Below are 15,729 nucleotides of genomic sequence, written 5' to 3' on the forward strand. Positions count from 1 at the left end.
CTTCGTTACACGACATTGGCGCCGCCCGGTATCCGCAAGCTGAATACCGCGCCTAGCGGGCCGTTGCACACCGTCAGGTCGCCATCCAGGTCACGCACTATCCCGTAGGAAATCGCCAGCCCGAGCCCCAGCCCTTCCCCGACCGGCTTGGTGGTGAAAAACGGTTCGAACACCTTGCCCAGGTGTTCCGGTGGGATGCCCCCGCCCGTGTCGCTGACCTGCAGCACGCAGCTGTCGCCCTGGCACTGGATAGACACGCCGAGCACTCTCTGAGGGCTGTCGAGCATGGCATCCAGGGCATTGTTGAGCAGGTTGAGCACCACCTGTTCGAGGCGGATGGCGTCGCCGCATACCCACGCCTCGCTACGGATTTCCCGACGCAGCTCGACCTGTTCGCTGCGCAGCCGCGGCGCCAGAAGCAGCAGCGCCTGCTCCAGCACGTCACTGAGCAACAGACGCTCGCAGAGCCCGGCCGGGCTCTTGCGGGCGAAGGTCTTCAGGTGGCTGGTGAGGCTGGCCATGCGCTGCAGGAGGCCATCGATGCGCGTCAGGCCTGTACGCACGTCGCTATCACGCCCCCGGTCGAGCAACAGGCCCAGGCTGCTCAGGTGCATCTGGATGGCCGTCAGCGGCTGGTTGATCTCATGCGCCATGGCTGCGGACATCTGCCCCAGGGCGGCCATTTTCGCCGCATGCACCAGGCCCTCCTGGGCCTCGCGCAATTCGGCGGTGCGCAAGCTCACCTCACGCTCAAGGCGCTCGCGGATGCTCGCCTGCAGGCGCTGGTTCTTGCGGCGCTGAATCAGGAACAGCACCAGGAACACCAGGGTCAGCCAGATCCCGGCCGCCGCCAGGCGATAGCCGCGAGCCGTGTCGCCCAGGCTGCTTTCCTCGATCAACAGGTGCAGCGTCCAGTTTTCACTGGCCAGTTCCTGGCGCTGCCAGAGGTAGGTGCGCAGGCCGTCCGGGCCATCGATGTTCATCCAGTCCGCATTGCCCTCGAAGTAAGGCCCCGGCTGCTTGGACAGCTCCTGCAGGGGTCGCTCGGCATACTTGCGCACCTCCACCAATTCCGCCTGGTCGAGCTCGTCGAGCTTCTCCAGCGCACGAAAGCGCCAGGCCGGGCGGCTGCTGAGAATCACCACGCCGTAGCTGTCGGCTACCAGCAACACCCCCGGCTGCCCCACCCATTCACGCTGCAGCTCTTCAAGTTCGAGCTTGACCACCAGCACGCCGATTACCGTACCGTCATCGGCATAAACTGCATGGGAAAGAAAATAGCCGGGCACGCCTGTGGTCACGCCAACCGCGAAATAGCGGCCTGAGGTGCGGTGCAGCGCGTCCTGGAAGTAGGGCCGGAAGGCGTAGTTGCTGCCGACAAAACTGTTCCACTCGCTCCAGTTACTGGCTGCGAGGGTGAGGCCCTGGCGGTCGATCAGGTACAGCACGCTGGCGCCGGCGGCGGCGTTGAGCAACTCGAACCGGCGGTTGAGCTTGTCTCGCAGCTGGGGGTTGTCCGGCGAATGCAGCAGGTCCTGGATATCGCTGTCCATGGACAGCAGTTGCGGCACCGAGCGGAACCGGTCGACGAGGGTCTGGATCGATTGCGCGTACAGCTGCAGCTGGCCATGGGCCTCGTTGCTGCGGTCCTCCCAGGCCAACTGCTCGGCATAGCGGCTGGCCAGCCACAGGCTGACGGCCAGGCCGATAACGATCAGCAGCACGATGGCAGCGATGCGGTGGCGCAGCAACAGGGCGGTCATGCAGGACTCGAATTCTTGTGATGCCGGCATGGTAGCCCGAAATGCACGGCGGTCGAGCACGGGATAGGGCGGCGGTTGTCGCCGGGGATTGCGGCAGGCCGGCAAGCGCGGGCGGCGACGGTTGCGTTACCCCCACGCGTCAACCGGGCGGTGCCCGTCGGTCAGGGCCGCGTCATCAGCAGTTCGGGGACCGCTCGCCCGGCGACCAGTTGCTCGTCGACCAGGCGAATCACGTCCGCCTCGCTGCGCACCTGATACCAATGGCCAGGCGGGTAGACGCTCAAGGTAGGCCCCTGGTCGCAGGGAAACTGGCACTGGGTTCGGGTGATGTGCACGCCACCTTCGCATTCCAGGCGGCCAGCGGCCTTGACCTTCTCGCGCAGCATTTTCCACAGGCCCAGGGCGCCGCGACGGGTGCAACGCGGGCCGTTGCAGAGCAGCACGCGATACTGGTGTGCCGGGATCTTCGACCAGGCATGGCTGCCGGGCAGCGCCGGTACGTCAGCGCAGCCCAGGTGCAGTTCCGGCCGCTCGACCAGCGCACAGGCGGCTGCCGCTGCATCGGGCTCGAGCTGGCCGAACAGGCTGGCGACATACACCCGTGCGGGGTCGGTACGGCCAGCCAGTTCACTGCGCAGCCAGTCGACGTGCTGGCTGCTGCTCTGTATCTCCAGGTCGACCACCAGCAGCGCGCCGCTAACCTCTTTGACACGCTGCCAGAGCGCATCGTAGCCCGCGCTGGTGTCAACCAGATCGGCCAGCGCTCCCTCGCCACGCAGCTCGACCAGGCGGGCACGAAACAGCTCGGCGAACGATCCGTGCAGTAGATCGGGGCCGGCGAACAGAACCTGGACGTAGGGGGTGGCGGTCATGGAGGGCTCCGTGAAAAAGGCCACCAGTGTAGCAGCGCTTCAGATACCGATTGCCAGCAGCGCCTGCCACAACGATTCGGCAGTGGCGTAGTGCCGGGCGACCGCGGGCAACTCGGGCCGCTGCAGCACCAGCACCGGCAGGCCGCGCTCACGGGCGACCTCCAGCTTGTGCTCGGTGGCGGCACTGCCGCTGTTCTTGCTGACCAGCACATCGCACTCGAGCCGCGCGAACAGCGCCCGTTCGTCCTCCAGGCTGAACGGCCCGCGGGCGCCGATCACCTCGGCACGCGCAGTGGCGGGCTGGCCATGCAGGCAGCGCACCGTCCAGTGCTGGTGGGCGGGAATCTCATGCAGATGCGCCAGCGGCTCGCGGCCGAGGGTGAACAGGGGGCGCTGAAAGCCAGCCAGGGCAGTGATCAGCGTTGGCCAGTCGAATACCTCGCGCCAGTCATCGCCGGGCACCGCGTGCCAGCCTGGCCGACGCAGGGCCCAGCAGGGAATGCCGGCCAGTTTCGCAGCGTTGGCAGCGTTGTGGCTGATCTGCGCGGCATAGGGATGGGTGGCGTCGACCAGCAGCGTGATGCCCTCTTCGCGTAAGAACGCAGCCAGGCCCTCTGCGCCGCCAAAGCCACCCACGCGGACCTGACACGCAAGATCATCCGGCACCTTGCCCAACCCGGCGAGGCTGTAGATATGCGCCGGGCCCAGGCGCCGCGCGAGGCTCAGCGCCTCGCCGATACCGCCCAGCAACAGCACGCGTTTCATACGGGCTTGCCGACCTGCAGCAGGGTGATCGGCAGTGCCCCGCGCCAGGTATCGAAGCCGCCAAGGGGCTTGGCCTGGGCGACGTCGATCCGGGTCAGCTCGCCGCCGTGCGCGCCGCGAAAGGCGATCAGCGCCGCCTCGCTCTGCAGGGTCACCGCGTTGGCCACCAGGCGGCCACCGGGCTTGAGGGCCCGCCAGCAGCGTTCCAGCACACCCGGCGCAGTGACGCCGCCGCCGATGAAGATGGCGTCTGGCGCGGCCAGCCCGTCGAGAGCCTCGGGCGCGCGCCCGGCCACCAGTTGCAGACCCGGCACGCCAAGGGCATCGCGATTGTGGGCGATGTGCGCCTGGCGCCCCTCGTCCGCCTCGATGGCGATGGCGCGGCAACCTGGATGCGCGCGCAGCCATTCGATACCGATGGAGCCGCAACCGGCACCGACGTCCCAGAGCAGCTCGCCGGGCAACGGCGCCAGGCGCGCCAGGGTGATGGCGCGCACGTCGCGCTTGGTCAGTTGGCCGTCATGGCGATAGGCATCGTCCGGCAGGCCGGGCGTCAGCGGCAGGCGCCTGGCGTCATCGCCGGCCACGCAGTCGATGGCGACCAGGTTGAGGTCCGCCGCGCGGGCCAGGGACCAGCCTTCGGCCAGCCCCTCGACGCGCCGCTCGCGCTCACCCCCGAGGTGTTCGAAGACGCACAGGCGGCTGGGGCCGAAGCCGCGCTCGCGCAGCAACGTGGCGATGGCCGCCGGGCTGTCGCCGTCGTTGCTCAGCACCAGCAGGCGCACGCCCGGATGAATCTGTGCATGGAGCGCCGCCAATGGTCGGCCAACCAGCGAGACCAGCGGCGTGCTCTGCAGCGGCCAGCCCAGGCGAGCCGCTGCCAGTGAGCAGGATGACGGCGCCGGCAGGATGTGCAGTTCCTCACTCGGCAGCTCGCGGGCCAGGCTGGCACCAACACCGAAGAACATCGGGTCGCCGCTGGCCAGCACACACACTGGCGTGCCGCGGCGCTCCAGCACCGGCGCCAGGGAAAAGGGCCTGGGCCATTCCAGGCGCGTGGCGCCGATGCAGCGTGGCAGCAGGCCCAACTGGCGCTCGCTGCCAAACACCTGGCTCGCCTTGAGCAGCGCGTGCCGCGCCGCCTTGCCGAGGCCGGCGTAGCCGTCTTCTCCAATGCCCACGACGGTCAGCCAGGGTGTCATGTGGTTTTCCTCATTAACCTTGATGGGTATCGTCGCTGCGCTCCTCGACCCATCCTACGATCTGATGCCGTGGAGCCTCGCCATGGGCGACAGCGTTGCGGCCAGCGCTACCGGCACCATTCGCTATCCGACGACGCGGCTTTTCATCCCGGCGGGCAAAGCGGGCATAATAGCGCCTTCGTCGGTGTCCGTCGGCTACGTGGTACGTAGACGCGGGCCTAAGAGGGAACACGAGAAAACCTGTTCAATAGCTAGCGAGCTAGAGCCCTGCAAGGCGGAAATCGGCGAGGAAGCGGAGTGTACTGCTGTACACGAGCATTCCGAGACGGTTTCTAACGCGGCAGGGCCGACACGCAGCAGATATTGGGCAGGTTTTCCGCCGTGGCTGCCCCCGCAACTGTTGCAGCGAGCGCCTGCGCCAATCGCCACTGGGAAACCGGGAAGGCCGGCCATGCGCCATGACCTGCGAGCCAGGAGACCTGCCGACGGATTCAGTCGCATGAGCCCACACCGGGCGGGGTGTCCCGGTGATAGAAGCGCAATCTTCTCTGGCCTATCCTCGAACGGATGCCCATGTGACCCGACCCCGGTGATCCGTTGAAACAGGCCCAGTTCCGTCCAGCTCCAGCCATTCGCCCCTCGGCCTGTCCGGGGTTGCTGCGTATCGTACAGGCGAAGGATGGCGGTATCTGCCGGGTCAAGCTGGCCGGCGGCCACCTCGCCGCCGCGCAGGCCGAGCGCATCGCCGCCGCCGCACAACGCCACGCAGGCGGGGTGATCGAGGCCACCAACCGCGCCAACCTGCAGATTCGCGGCATCCGCCTCGGCAGTGAAGACGCGCTGATCGGCGAGTTGCTGGCCGTCGGTCTGGGCCCCCGCTCGCCAGGCGCCGATGACGTGCGTAACCTGATGCTCAGCCCGGCCGCCGGCATCGATGCGCAGGCGCTTGTGGATATCTCGCCCCTGGCTGCGCAACTGCTGACGACACTGGAAAACACCCCGCGCCTGCATGCGCTGTCGCCCAAGTTCGCCCTGCTGCTTGACGGCGGCGAGCGCCTGGCGATGCTCGAACACCCCCACGACATCTGGCTCAGCGCCCTGCCGCTTGCTGACGGTATTGGCTATGCCTTTGGCCTGGCCGGCTGCCCACCGGGGCTGGCCGAGGATGCCCCGGCGCTTGGCATCGTGCCTGCGGCCCAGGCCCATGATCTGGTGATCGCAGTGCTCGAGCTGTTTCTCGACCTCGCCACGCCCGAGCAGACGCGCATGCGTCATCTGCTGGAGAACCATCCACCTGCGATGTTGCTGCAGCGCCTGCGCGAACGCCTGGGCGACGTACTGGTGAACGCCGACGGCTGGCGACGCCCAGCTGCTGCAGCGCAAGCTCATATCGGCATCGGCAGCCAACGCCAGCCGGGCCGCGTGCATGTCGGTGCCGTGCCGCCGCTGGGCCGGCTCAATGCCGAGCAGTTAGTGGGCCTCGCCGCACTGGCGCGCCGCCTGGGCGATGGCAGCCTGCGCCTGACCCCCTGGCAAAGCGTGCTGCTGCCGAACGTGGCCGAGGCCGATGGCGAGGCAACCGCCCAGGCGTTGCAAGGGCTTGGCCTGTTGACCGATAAGGCGGCGCCGCTGACCCGCCTTATCGCCTGCACGGGCGCCAGCGGTTGCGCCAAGGGGCTGGCCGACACCAAAGCCGATGCCCTGCGCGTGGCCGACCACCTGCCCGCCGACAGCCAGCAACCAGGCATTCATCTGACGGGCTGCCGCCGCTCTTGCGCTGCCGCCCACCGCGCGCCCTTCACCCTGCTGGCCGTTGCCGAGGGTCGCTACGACCTGTACGCGCGCCAACCACTCGGCACTGGTTTCGGCCACCTGCTGGGCCACCACCTGACACCCGACGAAGCCGGCGAACTGCTGGCTGCGCTCCCCGCTACCCGGAGTTTCACCCGATGACCGATTACATCCGCGATGGTCAGGAGATCTATCGCAATTCCTTCGCCATCATCCGCGCCGAGGCCGACCTGAGCGCCATTCCGGCGGATCTGGAGAAGCTCGCGGTGCGGGTCATCCACGCCTGCGGCATGGTCGACGTGGTGCAGGACCTGCGCTTTTCACCTGGCGCCGGTGCGGCTGGCCGCCAGGCCCTGACCAACGGCGCGCCGATTCTCTGCGACGCCCGCATGGTCGCCGAGGGCGTGACCCGTGCCCGCCTGCAAGGCGCCAACCCGGTAATCTGTACCCTCAATGATGCCGGCGTGCCAGAGTTGGCCAAGAAGCTGGGCAACACCCGCTCGGCGGTGGCCCTGGAGCACTGGCGCGAGCACCTCGAAGGCGCGGTGGTGGTGATCGGCAATGCGCCCACCGCGTTGTTCTACCTGCTCGACATGCTCGCCGCCGGCGCGCCAAGGCCGGCGCTGATTCTCGGCTTCCCGGTGGGTTTCGTCGGCGCCGCCGAATCCAAGGACCTGCTAGCCAGTACCTTCGCCGAGCATGGCGTGCCCTACGTGATCGTTCAGGGCCGTCGCGGCGGCAGCGCCATGGCCGCCGCCGCCGTCAATGCGCTGGCCACGGAGGTCGAGTGATGACCGGTATGGACCGCCCCGGCAAAGGCCGCCTGCTGGGCCTGGGCGTCGGCCCGGGCGACCCTGAGCTGATCACCGTCAAAGCCCTGCGGCTGCTCAAGGCGTCGCCGGTGGTTGGCTACTTCGTGGCCAAGGCCAAGGCCAACGTCGGCCAGGGCGGCAACGCCTTCGGCATCATCGAGGCGCACCTGGACGACAACCAGCAGCGCCTGCCGCTGGTCTACCCGGTGACCACCGAAAAGCTCGAACCTCCGCTGACCTACGAGGCGGTGATCAGCGACTTCTACGACACCTGCGCGGTACAGATCGCCGAGCATCTGGACGCCGGTCGCGACGTGGCGGTGATCTGCGAAGGCGACCCGTTCTTCTACGGCTCCTACATGTACCTGCACGACCGCCTGGCCGCGCGCTACGAGGCCGAGGTCATTCCCGGCGTCTGCTCGATGCTCGGCAGTGCGGCGGTGCTGGGCGCGCCGCTGGTGTACCGCAACCAGAGCCTGTCGGTGCTCTCCGGCGTGCTGCCCGAAGACGAACTGCGTGAGCGCCTGCGTGATGCCGAAGCCGCCGTGGTGATGAAGCTCGGTCGCAACTTCGAGAAAGTCCGGCGGGTACTGCAGGAACTCGGCTTGCACGAACGGGCCCACTACGTGGAACGGGCGACCATGGCCAACCAGCGCATCGTGCCGCTGGACGAAGTCGAGCCGATGGCCTCGCCGTATTTTTCGATGATCGTAGTGCCGGGCGAGAAATGGCGCGGTTGAGCCGTGTCTTCGCCTGTACCTTGAACCTGGAATTCCCATGACCGCTTCCCCTGTCATCGTCATCCTCGGCCCCTCCGCCCTGGCCACCGCCCGGCGCATCCAGGCGCTTTATCCACAGGCCGCCGTCCACGGCCTGCGCGGCCGGGTAGAGGCCGACCAGGCCTACGACGACTTCGGCGATACCTTGCGCAGCCTGTACCGCAGCGGCACGCCGCTCATCGCCCTGTGCGCCGCTGGTATCGTCATCCGCAGCCTGGCACCGTTGCTCGCCAGCAAGGGCGCCGAGCCGCCGGTGCTGGCCGTGGCCGAAGATGGAAGCGCCGTGGTGCCACTGCTCGGCGGCCTGGGTGGCGTCAACCGCATGGCCCGGCAGATCGCCACGGCCCTGGACACCCGGGCGGCGATCACCACCAGCGGCGAGCTGCGCTTTGGCACCTGCCTGCTCGACCCGCCGAGCGGCTACGCACTGGCCAATATCGAACAGGGCAAGCGCTTCGTCTCAGACCTGCTTGGCGGTGAAAGCCTGCGTATTGACGGTGACGCGCCCTGGCTCGACCAAAGCAAACTGCCGCTGGCCGAGGACGGCAGCCGCGTCCTGCGCGTCACCACTGCGCAACGTGTCGCCCAGCCCGATGAATTGCTGATTCACCCGCGCAGCCTGCTGGTGCGGGTTGACCGTGCCGAGGATCTCGCCGCGCGTATCGGCAGGCTGTTCGAGCGCTGCGGCCTGGCGCCGAAAGCCCTGGCCGCCCTGCTCGCGCCCGTTGCCCAGATGACCGACAAGGCGCTGGCCCAGGCGGCTCATGAGTTGAAAATACCGCTGCGTTTCGTCACCCCTGACGCCGCGCTACCTGCCTCCATCGAACAGCACGACGGTCTGCACCTGCTGCAGGCCGACTCGCCCGACGCCGCTCGAGCCATTGGCCGCCCGCGCGGCCGCCTGAGCGTGATCGGCCTGGGCCCCGGCGCTGCCGAACACCTGACCCCAGCGGTGCGTCGCGCGCTGGATGAGGCTCAGGACCTGCTCGGCTATGAAACTTATGTGAAGATGGCCGAGCCGCTGCGCGACGACCAGGTGCGCCACTGCAGCGACAACCGCGAAGAGCTGCAACGCGCCCGCCATGCCTTCGAGCTGGCCGCCAGCGGCCGCCGCGTGGTGGTTATTTCCTCCGGCGACCCCGGCGTGTTCGCCATGGCCGCCGCGGTGCTGGAAGCCCTGGAAGAACCCGCTGCACCCGCCGACTGGCACGCCGTCGAGCTGGAAGTGCTGCCCGGCGTCTCCGCGGCCCTGGCCACCGCTGCCAAGGCCGGTGCACCGTTGGGCCACGATTTCTGCCTGATCTCCCTGTCAGACAACCTCAAGCCCTGGGCGGTGATCGAACGCCGTCTGGACCACGCCGGCGCGGCTGATCTGGCGATGGCCTTCTACAACCCGATATCCAGGGCGCGCCCCTGGCAACTCGGCCGAGCCCTGGAGATCGTCCGCCAGCACCGCACGCCGGATGCCGTGGTCGTGCTGGGCCGCGACATCGGTCGCCCAGCCGAGGCCCTGCGCGTACTCAGCCTTGGCGAATTGACAGCGGAGATGGTCGACATGCGCACCCTGGTAATCATCGGCTCCAGCCAGACCCGCCGCTTCCCCCGTGACGATGGCGGCGAGTGGGTGTACACACCGCGCAGTTATCCACAGCCCTGAGCGGGCGCGGTTACAGCGTCAACCGAGCAGTGCGTTGAGGTCGTCGTAAAGCGCCCGAGGAATCTGCACACCCTCGACGAGGCTACGGGCGCGCGCCTCATACCGCCGCTGCGAGGGCAGCCGCGCGCCCTGCCCCTCGATGCCGTCGAACAGCGCCTCGGCCCTGGCCAGATGCTGGGCGGCTGCGGCGCCGAGAAAGCGTTGCGGGTCGAGGGCGATGATCAGCTCGCCGTGGTACGGCGACGACTTGCTGCCAGCGTCATAGGCCAGCGACTCGGCGCTGGTCAGGTCGCCGATCAGCGGCCCGGCGATCAGCTCCACCATCGCCGCCAGCGCCGAGCCCTTGTGCCCACCAAAGGTCAGCATGGCGCCATTCATCACCGCTTCGGCGTCGGTGCTGGGCTGGCCGCTGGCATCGATGCCCCAGCCCTCGGGAATGAGTTTGCCAGCGCGCCGATGCAGCTCGATATCACCGCGGGCAATAGCGCTGGTGGCGAAGTCGAAGATGAACGGATGTTTACCAGCACGCGGCCAGCCGAAGGCGATCGGGTTGGTGCCGAAGATCGGCTTGCTGCCGCCCGCTGGCGCGACCCAGGCATGGCTGGGGTTACAAGCCAGGGCCACCAGGCCGAGCTCCGTAAGCTGCTCGATTTCCACCCACAATGCAGAGAAATGCACGCAGCGGTTGATCGCCAGCGCTGCGATGCCGTTGGCCCTCGCCTTCTCGGCCAGCACCGGTAAGCCCGCCTGGAAGGCCAGCTGGGAGAAGCCGCCGCGCGCATCGACGCGCACGATCGAAGGCGCCTGGTCGATCACCTCGGGCTCGGCATCGGCGACCACCTTGCCGGCCTTCAGCGAACTGACGCAGCCCAACACTCGGTACAGCCCATGGGAAGCGCAGCCATCGCGCTCACCCGCAACTACCGTGGTGGTAACGGCCTGGGTCTGCGCCTCGCTGAAGCCAGCCCGGCGCATGATCGACAGCGACAGCTCACGGGCTTCTTCCAGGGACAGCCGAATCATCGTCAACTCCTTTGGCTAGGCCCGGCACGGGCCGTTGCGTGCTCACATGTGCACGGTAAGTCTGCAAGACTGGCGCCAGCAGCGCCGCACGGCTTGATCCGTTTGGCTCACGCAGATGACGATTTCGGCACAGGCAGTAGCCTGACGGCGCTACGCCGCCAGTTGGCGGCGCAGTTCGGCCAGCACCGGCACGCTGTCCGGGCGCACGCCGCGCCACAAGTGGAAGGCCTCGACGGCCTGCTCGACCAGCATGCCGAGGCCGTCGAGGGTACGCGCGGCGCCCTGCTCGGCGGCCCAGCGATTGAACGCCGTGGGGCCTGCGCTGTACATCATGTCGTAGCAGCAGGTGTGGCCGGGCTGGATCAGACTGGCGGCGATAGGCGGCAGCTCGCCGGCAAGGCTCGCCGAGGTGCCATTGATGATCAGGTCCACTGGCGCGTCGATCCAGTCGAAGCCGCTGGCGACCACCGGGCCGAGGTCGGCGAACTGGCGCGCCAGTTGTTCGGCCTTGTCTACCGTGCGATTGGCGATCACCAGGGTCTGCGGCTGCTGGGCCAGGAAGGGTTCGAGGATGCCGCGCACCGCGCCGCCAGCGCCAAGCAGCAGGATGCGCTTGCCGCGCAGGTCGATGCCGGCATTCACGGTCAGGTCGCGCACCAGGCCAGCGCCGTCGGTGTTGTCACCGAGCAGGCTGCCGTCTTCGAGCTTCTTCAGGGTGTTCACCGCGCCGGCACGGCGGGCGCGCTCGGTCAGGCTGTCGGCCAGCGCACAGGCCTGTTCCTTGAACGGCACGGTCACGTTGGCGCCGCAGCCCTCGGCGAAAAAGGCCCGGGCGTAACCTTCGAAGTCGTCCAGCGGCGCCAGCAGCGTCTCGTAGGCCAGCTGCTGGCCGGTCTGTGCGGCGAACAGCCGGTGGATCAGCGGCGACTTGCTGTGGCCGATGGGGTTGCCGAATACACCGTAGCGATCCATAAAGTTTCCGCGAGTGAAAGCCAAAGGCGGCAAGCCTGAAGCTTTTACCCGCGCGCTTCAAGCTTCGGGCTGCAAGCCGAGCCAGTCTCTGTCAGTGAGGAAGTACTCGGTGAGGCGTGCTTCCTCGCTGCCCGGCACCGGCTTCCAGTCGTAACCCCACCGCACCTGGGGCGGCAGCGACATGAGGATCGACTCGGTACGCCCGCCCGACTGCAGGCCGAACAGCGTGCCACGGTCGAACACCAGGTTGAACTCCACGTAACGGCCGCGGCGGTACTCCTGGAATTCACGTTGCGCAGGGGTATAGGGCGTGGCCTTGCGGCGCTGCACGATGGGCAGGTAGGCGTCGATGAAGGCGTCGCCGATGGCGCGGATGAAGGCGAAGCAGGTGTCGAAGCCCCATTCGTTGACGTCGTCGAAGAACAACCCGCCAATGCCCCGTGGCTCGCCACGGTGCTTGAGGTGGAAGTAGCGGTCGCACCAGGCCTTGTAGCGCGGGTACACATCGGCGCCGAAGGGCGCACAGGCCTGCTCGGCAACGCGATGCCAGTGCACGCAGTCTTCTTCGTTGCCGTAATAGGGCGTCAGGTCGAAGCCGCCGCCGAACCACCAGACCGGCTCTTCGCCTTCCTTCTCGGCGCTGAAGAAACGCACGTTGGCGTGGGACGTCGGTACATGAGGGTTGTGCGGGTGGATCACCAGCGACACGCCGAGGGCCTGGAAGCCGCGCCCGGCCAGCTCCGGGCGGTGGGCACTGGCGGAGGGTGGCAGGTTGTCGCCAAACACGTGGGAGAAGTTCACGCCACCCTTCTCGATCAGCGCACCGTCGCCGATCACCCGCGTGCGGCCACCGCCTCCGCCTGGGCGCTGCCAGGCATCTTCGACAAATGTGCCCTGGCCATCCTCGGCTTGCAGGGCGGCGCAGATACGGTCTTGCAGGTCGAGCAGGTAGGCTTTCACGGCCTCGGTCTGGTCACTCACGGGGGCACCTTGGGTCACGAGCGTCGATAAAATCGGCGGCCAGCATAGCACCGGCGCCCGATGCTCCGCAGTTGACGCGGGTCAACGACAGATGCCACGTTCGACCTTTTCGAGAAAAAGCGGTTCAACGCCCCCGAGGATTAGGGGTCTATTGCATTCACGTTCACGCAGGAGCAAAGACGATGGCCAAGCGCATCCAGTTCAGCCGCCACGGCGGCCCCGAGGTACTCGACTACGTCGACTACCAACCAGCCGCGCCAGGCCCTCACGAGGTGCGGGTGCACAACCAGGCCATCGGCCTCAACTTCATCGACACCTATTTGCGCAGCGGCCTGTATGCACCGCCATCGCTGCCATCGAGCCTGGGCACCGAAGGTGCCGGCTTCGTCGATGCCATCGGCTCCGAGGTCAAGGGCTTGCAGGTCGGCGACCGCGTGGCCTACGCCACCGGCCCGCTGGGCGGGTATAGCGAGCTGCATGTGCTGCCGGCCGACAAGCTGGTCAAGCTGCCCGACGCGATCAGCTTCGAGCAGGCCGCGGCGGTGATGCTCAAGGGCCTGACCGTGCAGTACCTGCTGCGCCAGACCGCGGAACTGAAAAGCGGCGACACCATTCTCTTTCACGCGGCCGCGGGCGGTGTTGGCTCGTTCGCCTGCCAGTGGGCCAAGGCTCTGGGCGTCAAGCTGATCGGCACCGTGAGTTCGGCGAAGAAGGCCGAGCGCGCCAGGCAGCAGGGCGCCTGGGCAACCATCGACTACAGCCATGAGGACGTCGCCCAGCGCGTACTGGAGCTGACCGATGGCAAGAAATGCCCGGTGGTCTACGACGGCGTCGGCAAGGACACCTGGGAAACCTCGCTCGACTGCGTGGCGCCGCGCGGCCTGCTGGTCAGCTTTGGCAACGCCTCGGGCGCGGTCACCGGCGTCAACCTGGGCGTGCTGTCACAGAAGGGCTCGCTGTACGTCACCCGCCCGACCCTGGCCAGCTACGCCAACACGCCGGAAAGCCTGCAGAAGATGGCCGACGAGCTGTTCGGCATGATCGCCAAGGGCAAGCTCGAGGTAGAGATCGGCCAGCGCTATCCACTGAGTGACGCGGCCACCGCACAGACCCTGCTGAGCGACCGCAAAACCACCGGCTCGACAATTCTGTTGCCGTAGGCTGGGGCGCTTTCCGCTGCCTTTCATGTTTACCTAGCGCGAAAGGCGGCGGGATTTTTAGGGCCGATACGTTGCAATGGTGGATCGGTGAAGCGGGATCCACCCTACGTCTAAAGCCGTGCGCGTATGTGGGAATGGGCCATGCCCACGAACGTCATGGGCATGGCCCATTCCCACAGATATATACCGCTGATCTAAGATCAGGCTGGTCGGCGTACGTCGCCGGTAACTAGATCACGTATCACGCTGGGATTGCGGCGCCCACCCAGGGCGCCGCCCAGCACGGCATCCAGCTGCCGCGGAAAATACTGTTCGACCCGTAACCGCGACCGCGCCGCCGGCCGACCGGCAGGATTGGCCGAGGTCGACACCAGCGGGCCGGTCAACGCACAGAGCTCACGCACCCGCGGGTGGTCGCTGACGCGCAGGGCGACGCTGTCGTGCTCACCGGTGATCCACTGTGGCAGGCGATCCTGGTGGGGCACCAGCCAGGTGTTGGGGCCCGGCCAGGTGCTGGCCAGGCGGTCCTGCCAGATGTCCGGCAGGTCATCGAGCAGAAAGTCGAACTGGCGGATGTTGTCGGCGACCAGGATCAGCCCCTTGCGCATCGGGCGCTCCTTCAGCGCGAGCAGGCGATCGACCGCCATTTCATCCCAGGGATCGCACCCCAGCCCCCATACGGCCTCGGTCGGGTAAGCGATAACGCCGCCAGCGCGAACCACGCGCGCAGCCTGCTGAACCTGCCAACTGGTGATCATCGACTGTCTCCCAAAAAAACGCTGGGCGCAGTGTAGCCAAGCTAAGGCTTGCAGCCCACCCACAGCCCGGCTTCGCAGGCGACGCGGCCATCGAGCTCCAGCTCGGTGAGCGCGGCCAGCACCTCGGGCAGCGGCCAGCCGCTGGAATGCGCCAGGGCCTCGCTGGTATGCGGTGCGGCATGCAGCAGGGTCAGCAGCGGATGGGCCGGCGGCGGCGCTTCGGCAGCGGTGAGCGCACTCCCGCCGGTAACCTGCCAGCCACGCAGCGCCTCCAGGATATGCTCGATGCTTTCCACCAGCGTGGCGCCGTCACGAATCAGTTGGTGGCAGCCTTTGGCGCCGGGGTGATGAATGGAACCGGGAATCGCATACACCTCGCGGCCCTGCTCGGCGGCCAGGCGTGCGGTGATCAGCGAGCCGCTCGACGGGCTGGCCTCGACCACCAGCACGCCCAGCGACAGGCCGCTGATGATGCGATTTCTGCGTGGAAAGTTGCTGGCCTGGGGCGGGCTGTCGAGCGGCAGCTCGGAAACCAGTGCCCCACCCCGCTCGACGATATCCTGCGCAAGGCGCTTGTGGCGGGCCGGGTACAGGCATTGCAGGCCGGTGCCGAGTACGGCCACGGTATGGCCCTCGGCATCCAGCGCGCCCTGGTGCGCGGCGCCGTCGATACCCAGCGCCAGCCCGCTGGTAATCACGAAGCCGCCGCGTGCCAGGCTGCGCGCGAAACCGTGTGCGGTATCCAGGCCCGGCCTGGAGGCGCGCCGGCTGCCGACCATGGCCAGTTGCGGCCGCTCCAGCAGCGTCGGGTCGCCAGCGACGAACAGCAGCGGCGGCGCATCGGCGATTTCTGCCAGCAGGGCCGGATACTGTGGATCGTCCCACATCAGCACTTGCTGGCCGGGTACCTGCAACCATGCCAGGCTCAGCCGCGCCCGCTCGCGAACCTCGCTGCTGCGCCGCGCTTCAGCACAGGCGAGTGGCAAGCCGAGCGAACGCCAGGCACTCGCCGGCGCGCTCAGCGCAGCCGAGGCGCTGTCAAAGGCGCTGAGCAATTTGTGAAACCGCTTGGGCCCCAGCTCCGGCAGGCAATGCAGGCGCAAACGGGCTTCGAGTTCCGCGGGAGACAGGGCACGGCGAGAGATCGACATGGCGGATCATCCTTGATCGGGAGCCCTATCGAATAGCACAAGC

14 protein-coding genes and 1 riboswitch are annotated in these 15,729 nt (G+C 67.6%); of the genes, 5 read left to right on the forward strand and 9 right to left on the reverse strand.

What is annotated here, in order from left to right:
• Positions 1-5: 5 nt before the first annotated feature.
• The 4 genes from ACZ0AV_RS14005 to cbiE all read right to left on the reverse strand — a co-directional run bounded on the left by ACZ0AV_RS14005 (position 6) and on the right by cbiE (position 4,602).
• Entirely contained in the window at positions 6-1,763 is a 1,758-nt protein-coding gene (locus ACZ0AV_RS14005; RefSeq protein WP_499151589.1) for a sensor histidine kinase, read from the reverse strand.
• A gap of 161 nt (positions 1,764-1,924) precedes the next feature.
• Positions 1,925-2,635, reverse strand: a complete 711-nt coding sequence (locus ACZ0AV_RS14010; RefSeq protein ID WP_499151590.1) for a (2Fe-2S) ferredoxin domain-containing protein — start codon at positions 2,633-2,635, stop codon at positions 1,925-1,927.
• Positions 2,636-2,674: 39 nt separating this feature from the next.
• A complete protein-coding gene (locus tag ACZ0AV_RS14015; RefSeq protein ID WP_499151591.1) occupies positions 2,675-3,400 on the reverse strand; it encodes a cobalt-precorrin-6A reductase in 726 nt (241 codons plus the stop codon).
• Positions 3,397-4,602: a precorrin-6y C5,15-methyltransferase (decarboxylating) subunit CbiE gene (gene cbiE, locus ACZ0AV_RS14020; protein ID WP_499151592.1), complete on the reverse strand. Its 1,206-nt coding sequence runs from the start codon at positions 4,600-4,602 to the stop codon at positions 3,397-3,399. Before cbiE ends, ACZ0AV_RS14015 begins: the two co-directional genes overlap by 4 nt.
• A 165-nt stretch (positions 4,603-4,767) precedes the next feature.
• A riboswitch (cobalamin riboswitch) is annotated at positions 4,768-5,103 on the forward strand.
• A gap of 96 nt (positions 5,104-5,199) precedes the next feature.
• Here cbiE and cobG point away from each other — a divergent pair.
• Genes cobG through cobJ form a run of 4 tightly spaced genes read left to right on the forward strand, consistent with a single transcriptional unit; the run spans position 5,200 to position 9,641 of the window.
• Positions 5,200-6,555, forward strand: a complete 1,356-nt coding sequence (gene cobG, locus ACZ0AV_RS14025; RefSeq protein ID WP_499151593.1) for a precorrin-3B synthase — start codon at positions 5,200-5,202, stop codon at positions 6,553-6,555.
• Entirely contained in the window at positions 6,552-7,184 is a 633-nt protein-coding gene (locus ACZ0AV_RS14030) for a precorrin-8X methylmutase (RefSeq protein ID WP_499151594.1), read from the forward strand. Before cobG ends, ACZ0AV_RS14030 begins: the two co-directional genes overlap by 4 nt.
• A gap of 8 nt (positions 7,185-7,192) precedes the next feature.
• Positions 7,193-7,945 (forward strand): precorrin-2 C(20)-methyltransferase, encoded by a 753-nt coding sequence (locus ACZ0AV_RS14035; RefSeq protein ID WP_499153367.1) that lies wholly within the window; start codon positions 7,193-7,195, stop codon positions 7,943-7,945.
• Positions 7,946-7,982: 37 nt separating this feature from the next.
• Positions 7,983-9,641, forward strand: a complete 1,659-nt coding sequence (gene cobJ / locus ACZ0AV_RS14040) for a precorrin-3B C(17)-methyltransferase (RefSeq protein WP_499151595.1) — start codon at positions 7,983-7,985, stop codon at positions 9,639-9,641.
• A gap of 18 nt (positions 9,642-9,659) precedes the next feature.
• On the opposite strand, the gene ACZ0AV_RS14045 is transcribed toward cobJ, so the two are convergent.
• The 3 genes from ACZ0AV_RS14045 to hemF all read right to left on the reverse strand — a co-directional run bounded on the left by ACZ0AV_RS14045 (position 9,660) and on the right by hemF (position 12,617).
• On the reverse strand, positions 9,660-10,664 hold the full coding sequence (locus ACZ0AV_RS14045; RefSeq protein ID WP_499151596.1) for an Ldh family oxidoreductase: 1,005 nt from the start codon (positions 10,662-10,664) through the stop codon (positions 9,660-9,662).
• A 150-nt stretch (positions 10,665-10,814) separates the two neighbouring features.
• The gene (aroE, locus tag ACZ0AV_RS14050) at positions 10,815-11,636 is read right to left on the reverse strand and encodes a shikimate dehydrogenase (RefSeq protein WP_499151597.1); all 822 of its coding nucleotides are present in this window, start codon (positions 11,634-11,636) and stop codon (positions 10,815-10,817) included.
• Positions 11,637-11,693: 57 nt separating this feature from the next.
• Complete coding sequence (hemF, locus tag ACZ0AV_RS14055; protein ID WP_499151598.1) at positions 11,694-12,617, reverse strand: oxygen-dependent coproporphyrinogen oxidase; 924 nt, start codon at positions 12,615-12,617, stop codon at positions 11,694-11,696.
• Positions 12,618-12,799: 182 nt separating this feature from the next.
• On the opposite strand from hemF, the gene ACZ0AV_RS14060 reads away from it, so the two are divergent.
• Complete coding sequence (locus tag ACZ0AV_RS14060; protein ID WP_499151599.1) at positions 12,800-13,777, forward strand: NADPH:quinone reductase; 978 nt, start codon at positions 12,800-12,802, stop codon at positions 13,775-13,777.
• A 200-nt stretch (positions 13,778-13,977) separates the two neighbouring features.
• Here ACZ0AV_RS14060 and tsaC read toward each other — a convergent pair whose 3' ends face one another.
• A complete protein-coding gene (gene tsaC / locus ACZ0AV_RS14065; RefSeq protein WP_499151600.1) occupies positions 13,978-14,535 on the reverse strand; it encodes an L-threonylcarbamoyladenylate synthase type 1 TsaC in 558 nt (185 codons plus the stop codon).
• A gap of 41 nt (positions 14,536-14,576) precedes the next feature.
• Positions 14,577-15,686: a DNA-processing protein DprA gene (gene dprA, locus ACZ0AV_RS14070; protein ID WP_499151601.1), complete on the reverse strand. Its 1,110-nt coding sequence runs from the start codon at positions 15,684-15,686 to the stop codon at positions 14,577-14,579.
• Positions 15,687-15,729 lie beyond the last annotated feature (43 nt).

It is taken from the genome of Pseudomonas sp. AC532 (assembly GCF_979258965.1).

Bases quoted from the DNA above. Each gene is read 5' to 3' on its own strand.
- ACZ0AV_RS14005 (WP_499151589.1), bottom strand. From the start codon at position 1,763: ATGACCGCCCTGTTGCTGCGCCACCGCATCGCTGCCATCGTGCTGCTG.
- ACZ0AV_RS14010 (WP_499151590.1), bottom strand. From the start codon at position 2,635: ATGACCGCCACCCCCTACGTCCAGGTTCTGTTCGCCGGCCCCGATCTA.
- ACZ0AV_RS14015 (WP_499151591.1), bottom strand. From the start codon at position 3,400: ATGAAACGCGTGCTGTTGCTGGGCGGTATCGGCGAGGCGCTGAGCCTC.
- cbiE (WP_499151592.1), bottom strand. From the start codon at position 4,602: ATGACACCCTGGCTGACCGTCGTGGGCATTGGAGAAGACGGCTACGCC.
- ACZ0AV_RS14030 (WP_499151594.1), top strand. From the start codon at position 6,552: ATGACCGATTACATCCGCGATGGTCAGGAGATCTATCGCAATTCCTTC.
- ACZ0AV_RS14035 (WP_499153367.1), top strand. From the start codon at position 7,193: ATGGACCGCCCCGGCAAAGGCCGCCTGCTGGGCCTGGGCGTCGGCCCG.
- cobJ (WP_499151595.1), top strand. From the start codon at position 7,983: ATGACCGCTTCCCCTGTCATCGTCATCCTCGGCCCCTCCGCCCTGGCC.
- ACZ0AV_RS14045 (WP_499151596.1), bottom strand. From the start codon at position 10,664: ATGATTCGGCTGTCCCTGGAAGAAGCCCGTGAGCTGTCGCTGTCGATC.
- aroE (WP_499151597.1), bottom strand. From the start codon at position 11,636: ATGGATCGCTACGGTGTATTCGGCAACCCCATCGGCCACAGCAAGTCG.
- ACZ0AV_RS14060 (WP_499151599.1), top strand. From the start codon at position 12,800: ATGGCCAAGCGCATCCAGTTCAGCCGCCACGGCGGCCCCGAGGTACTC.
- tsaC (WP_499151600.1), bottom strand. From the start codon at position 14,535: ATGATCACCAGTTGGCAGGTTCAGCAGGCTGCGCGCGTGGTTCGCGCT.
- dprA (WP_499151601.1), bottom strand. From the start codon at position 15,686: ATGTCGATCTCTCGCCGTGCCCTGTCTCCCGCGGAACTCGAAGCCCGT.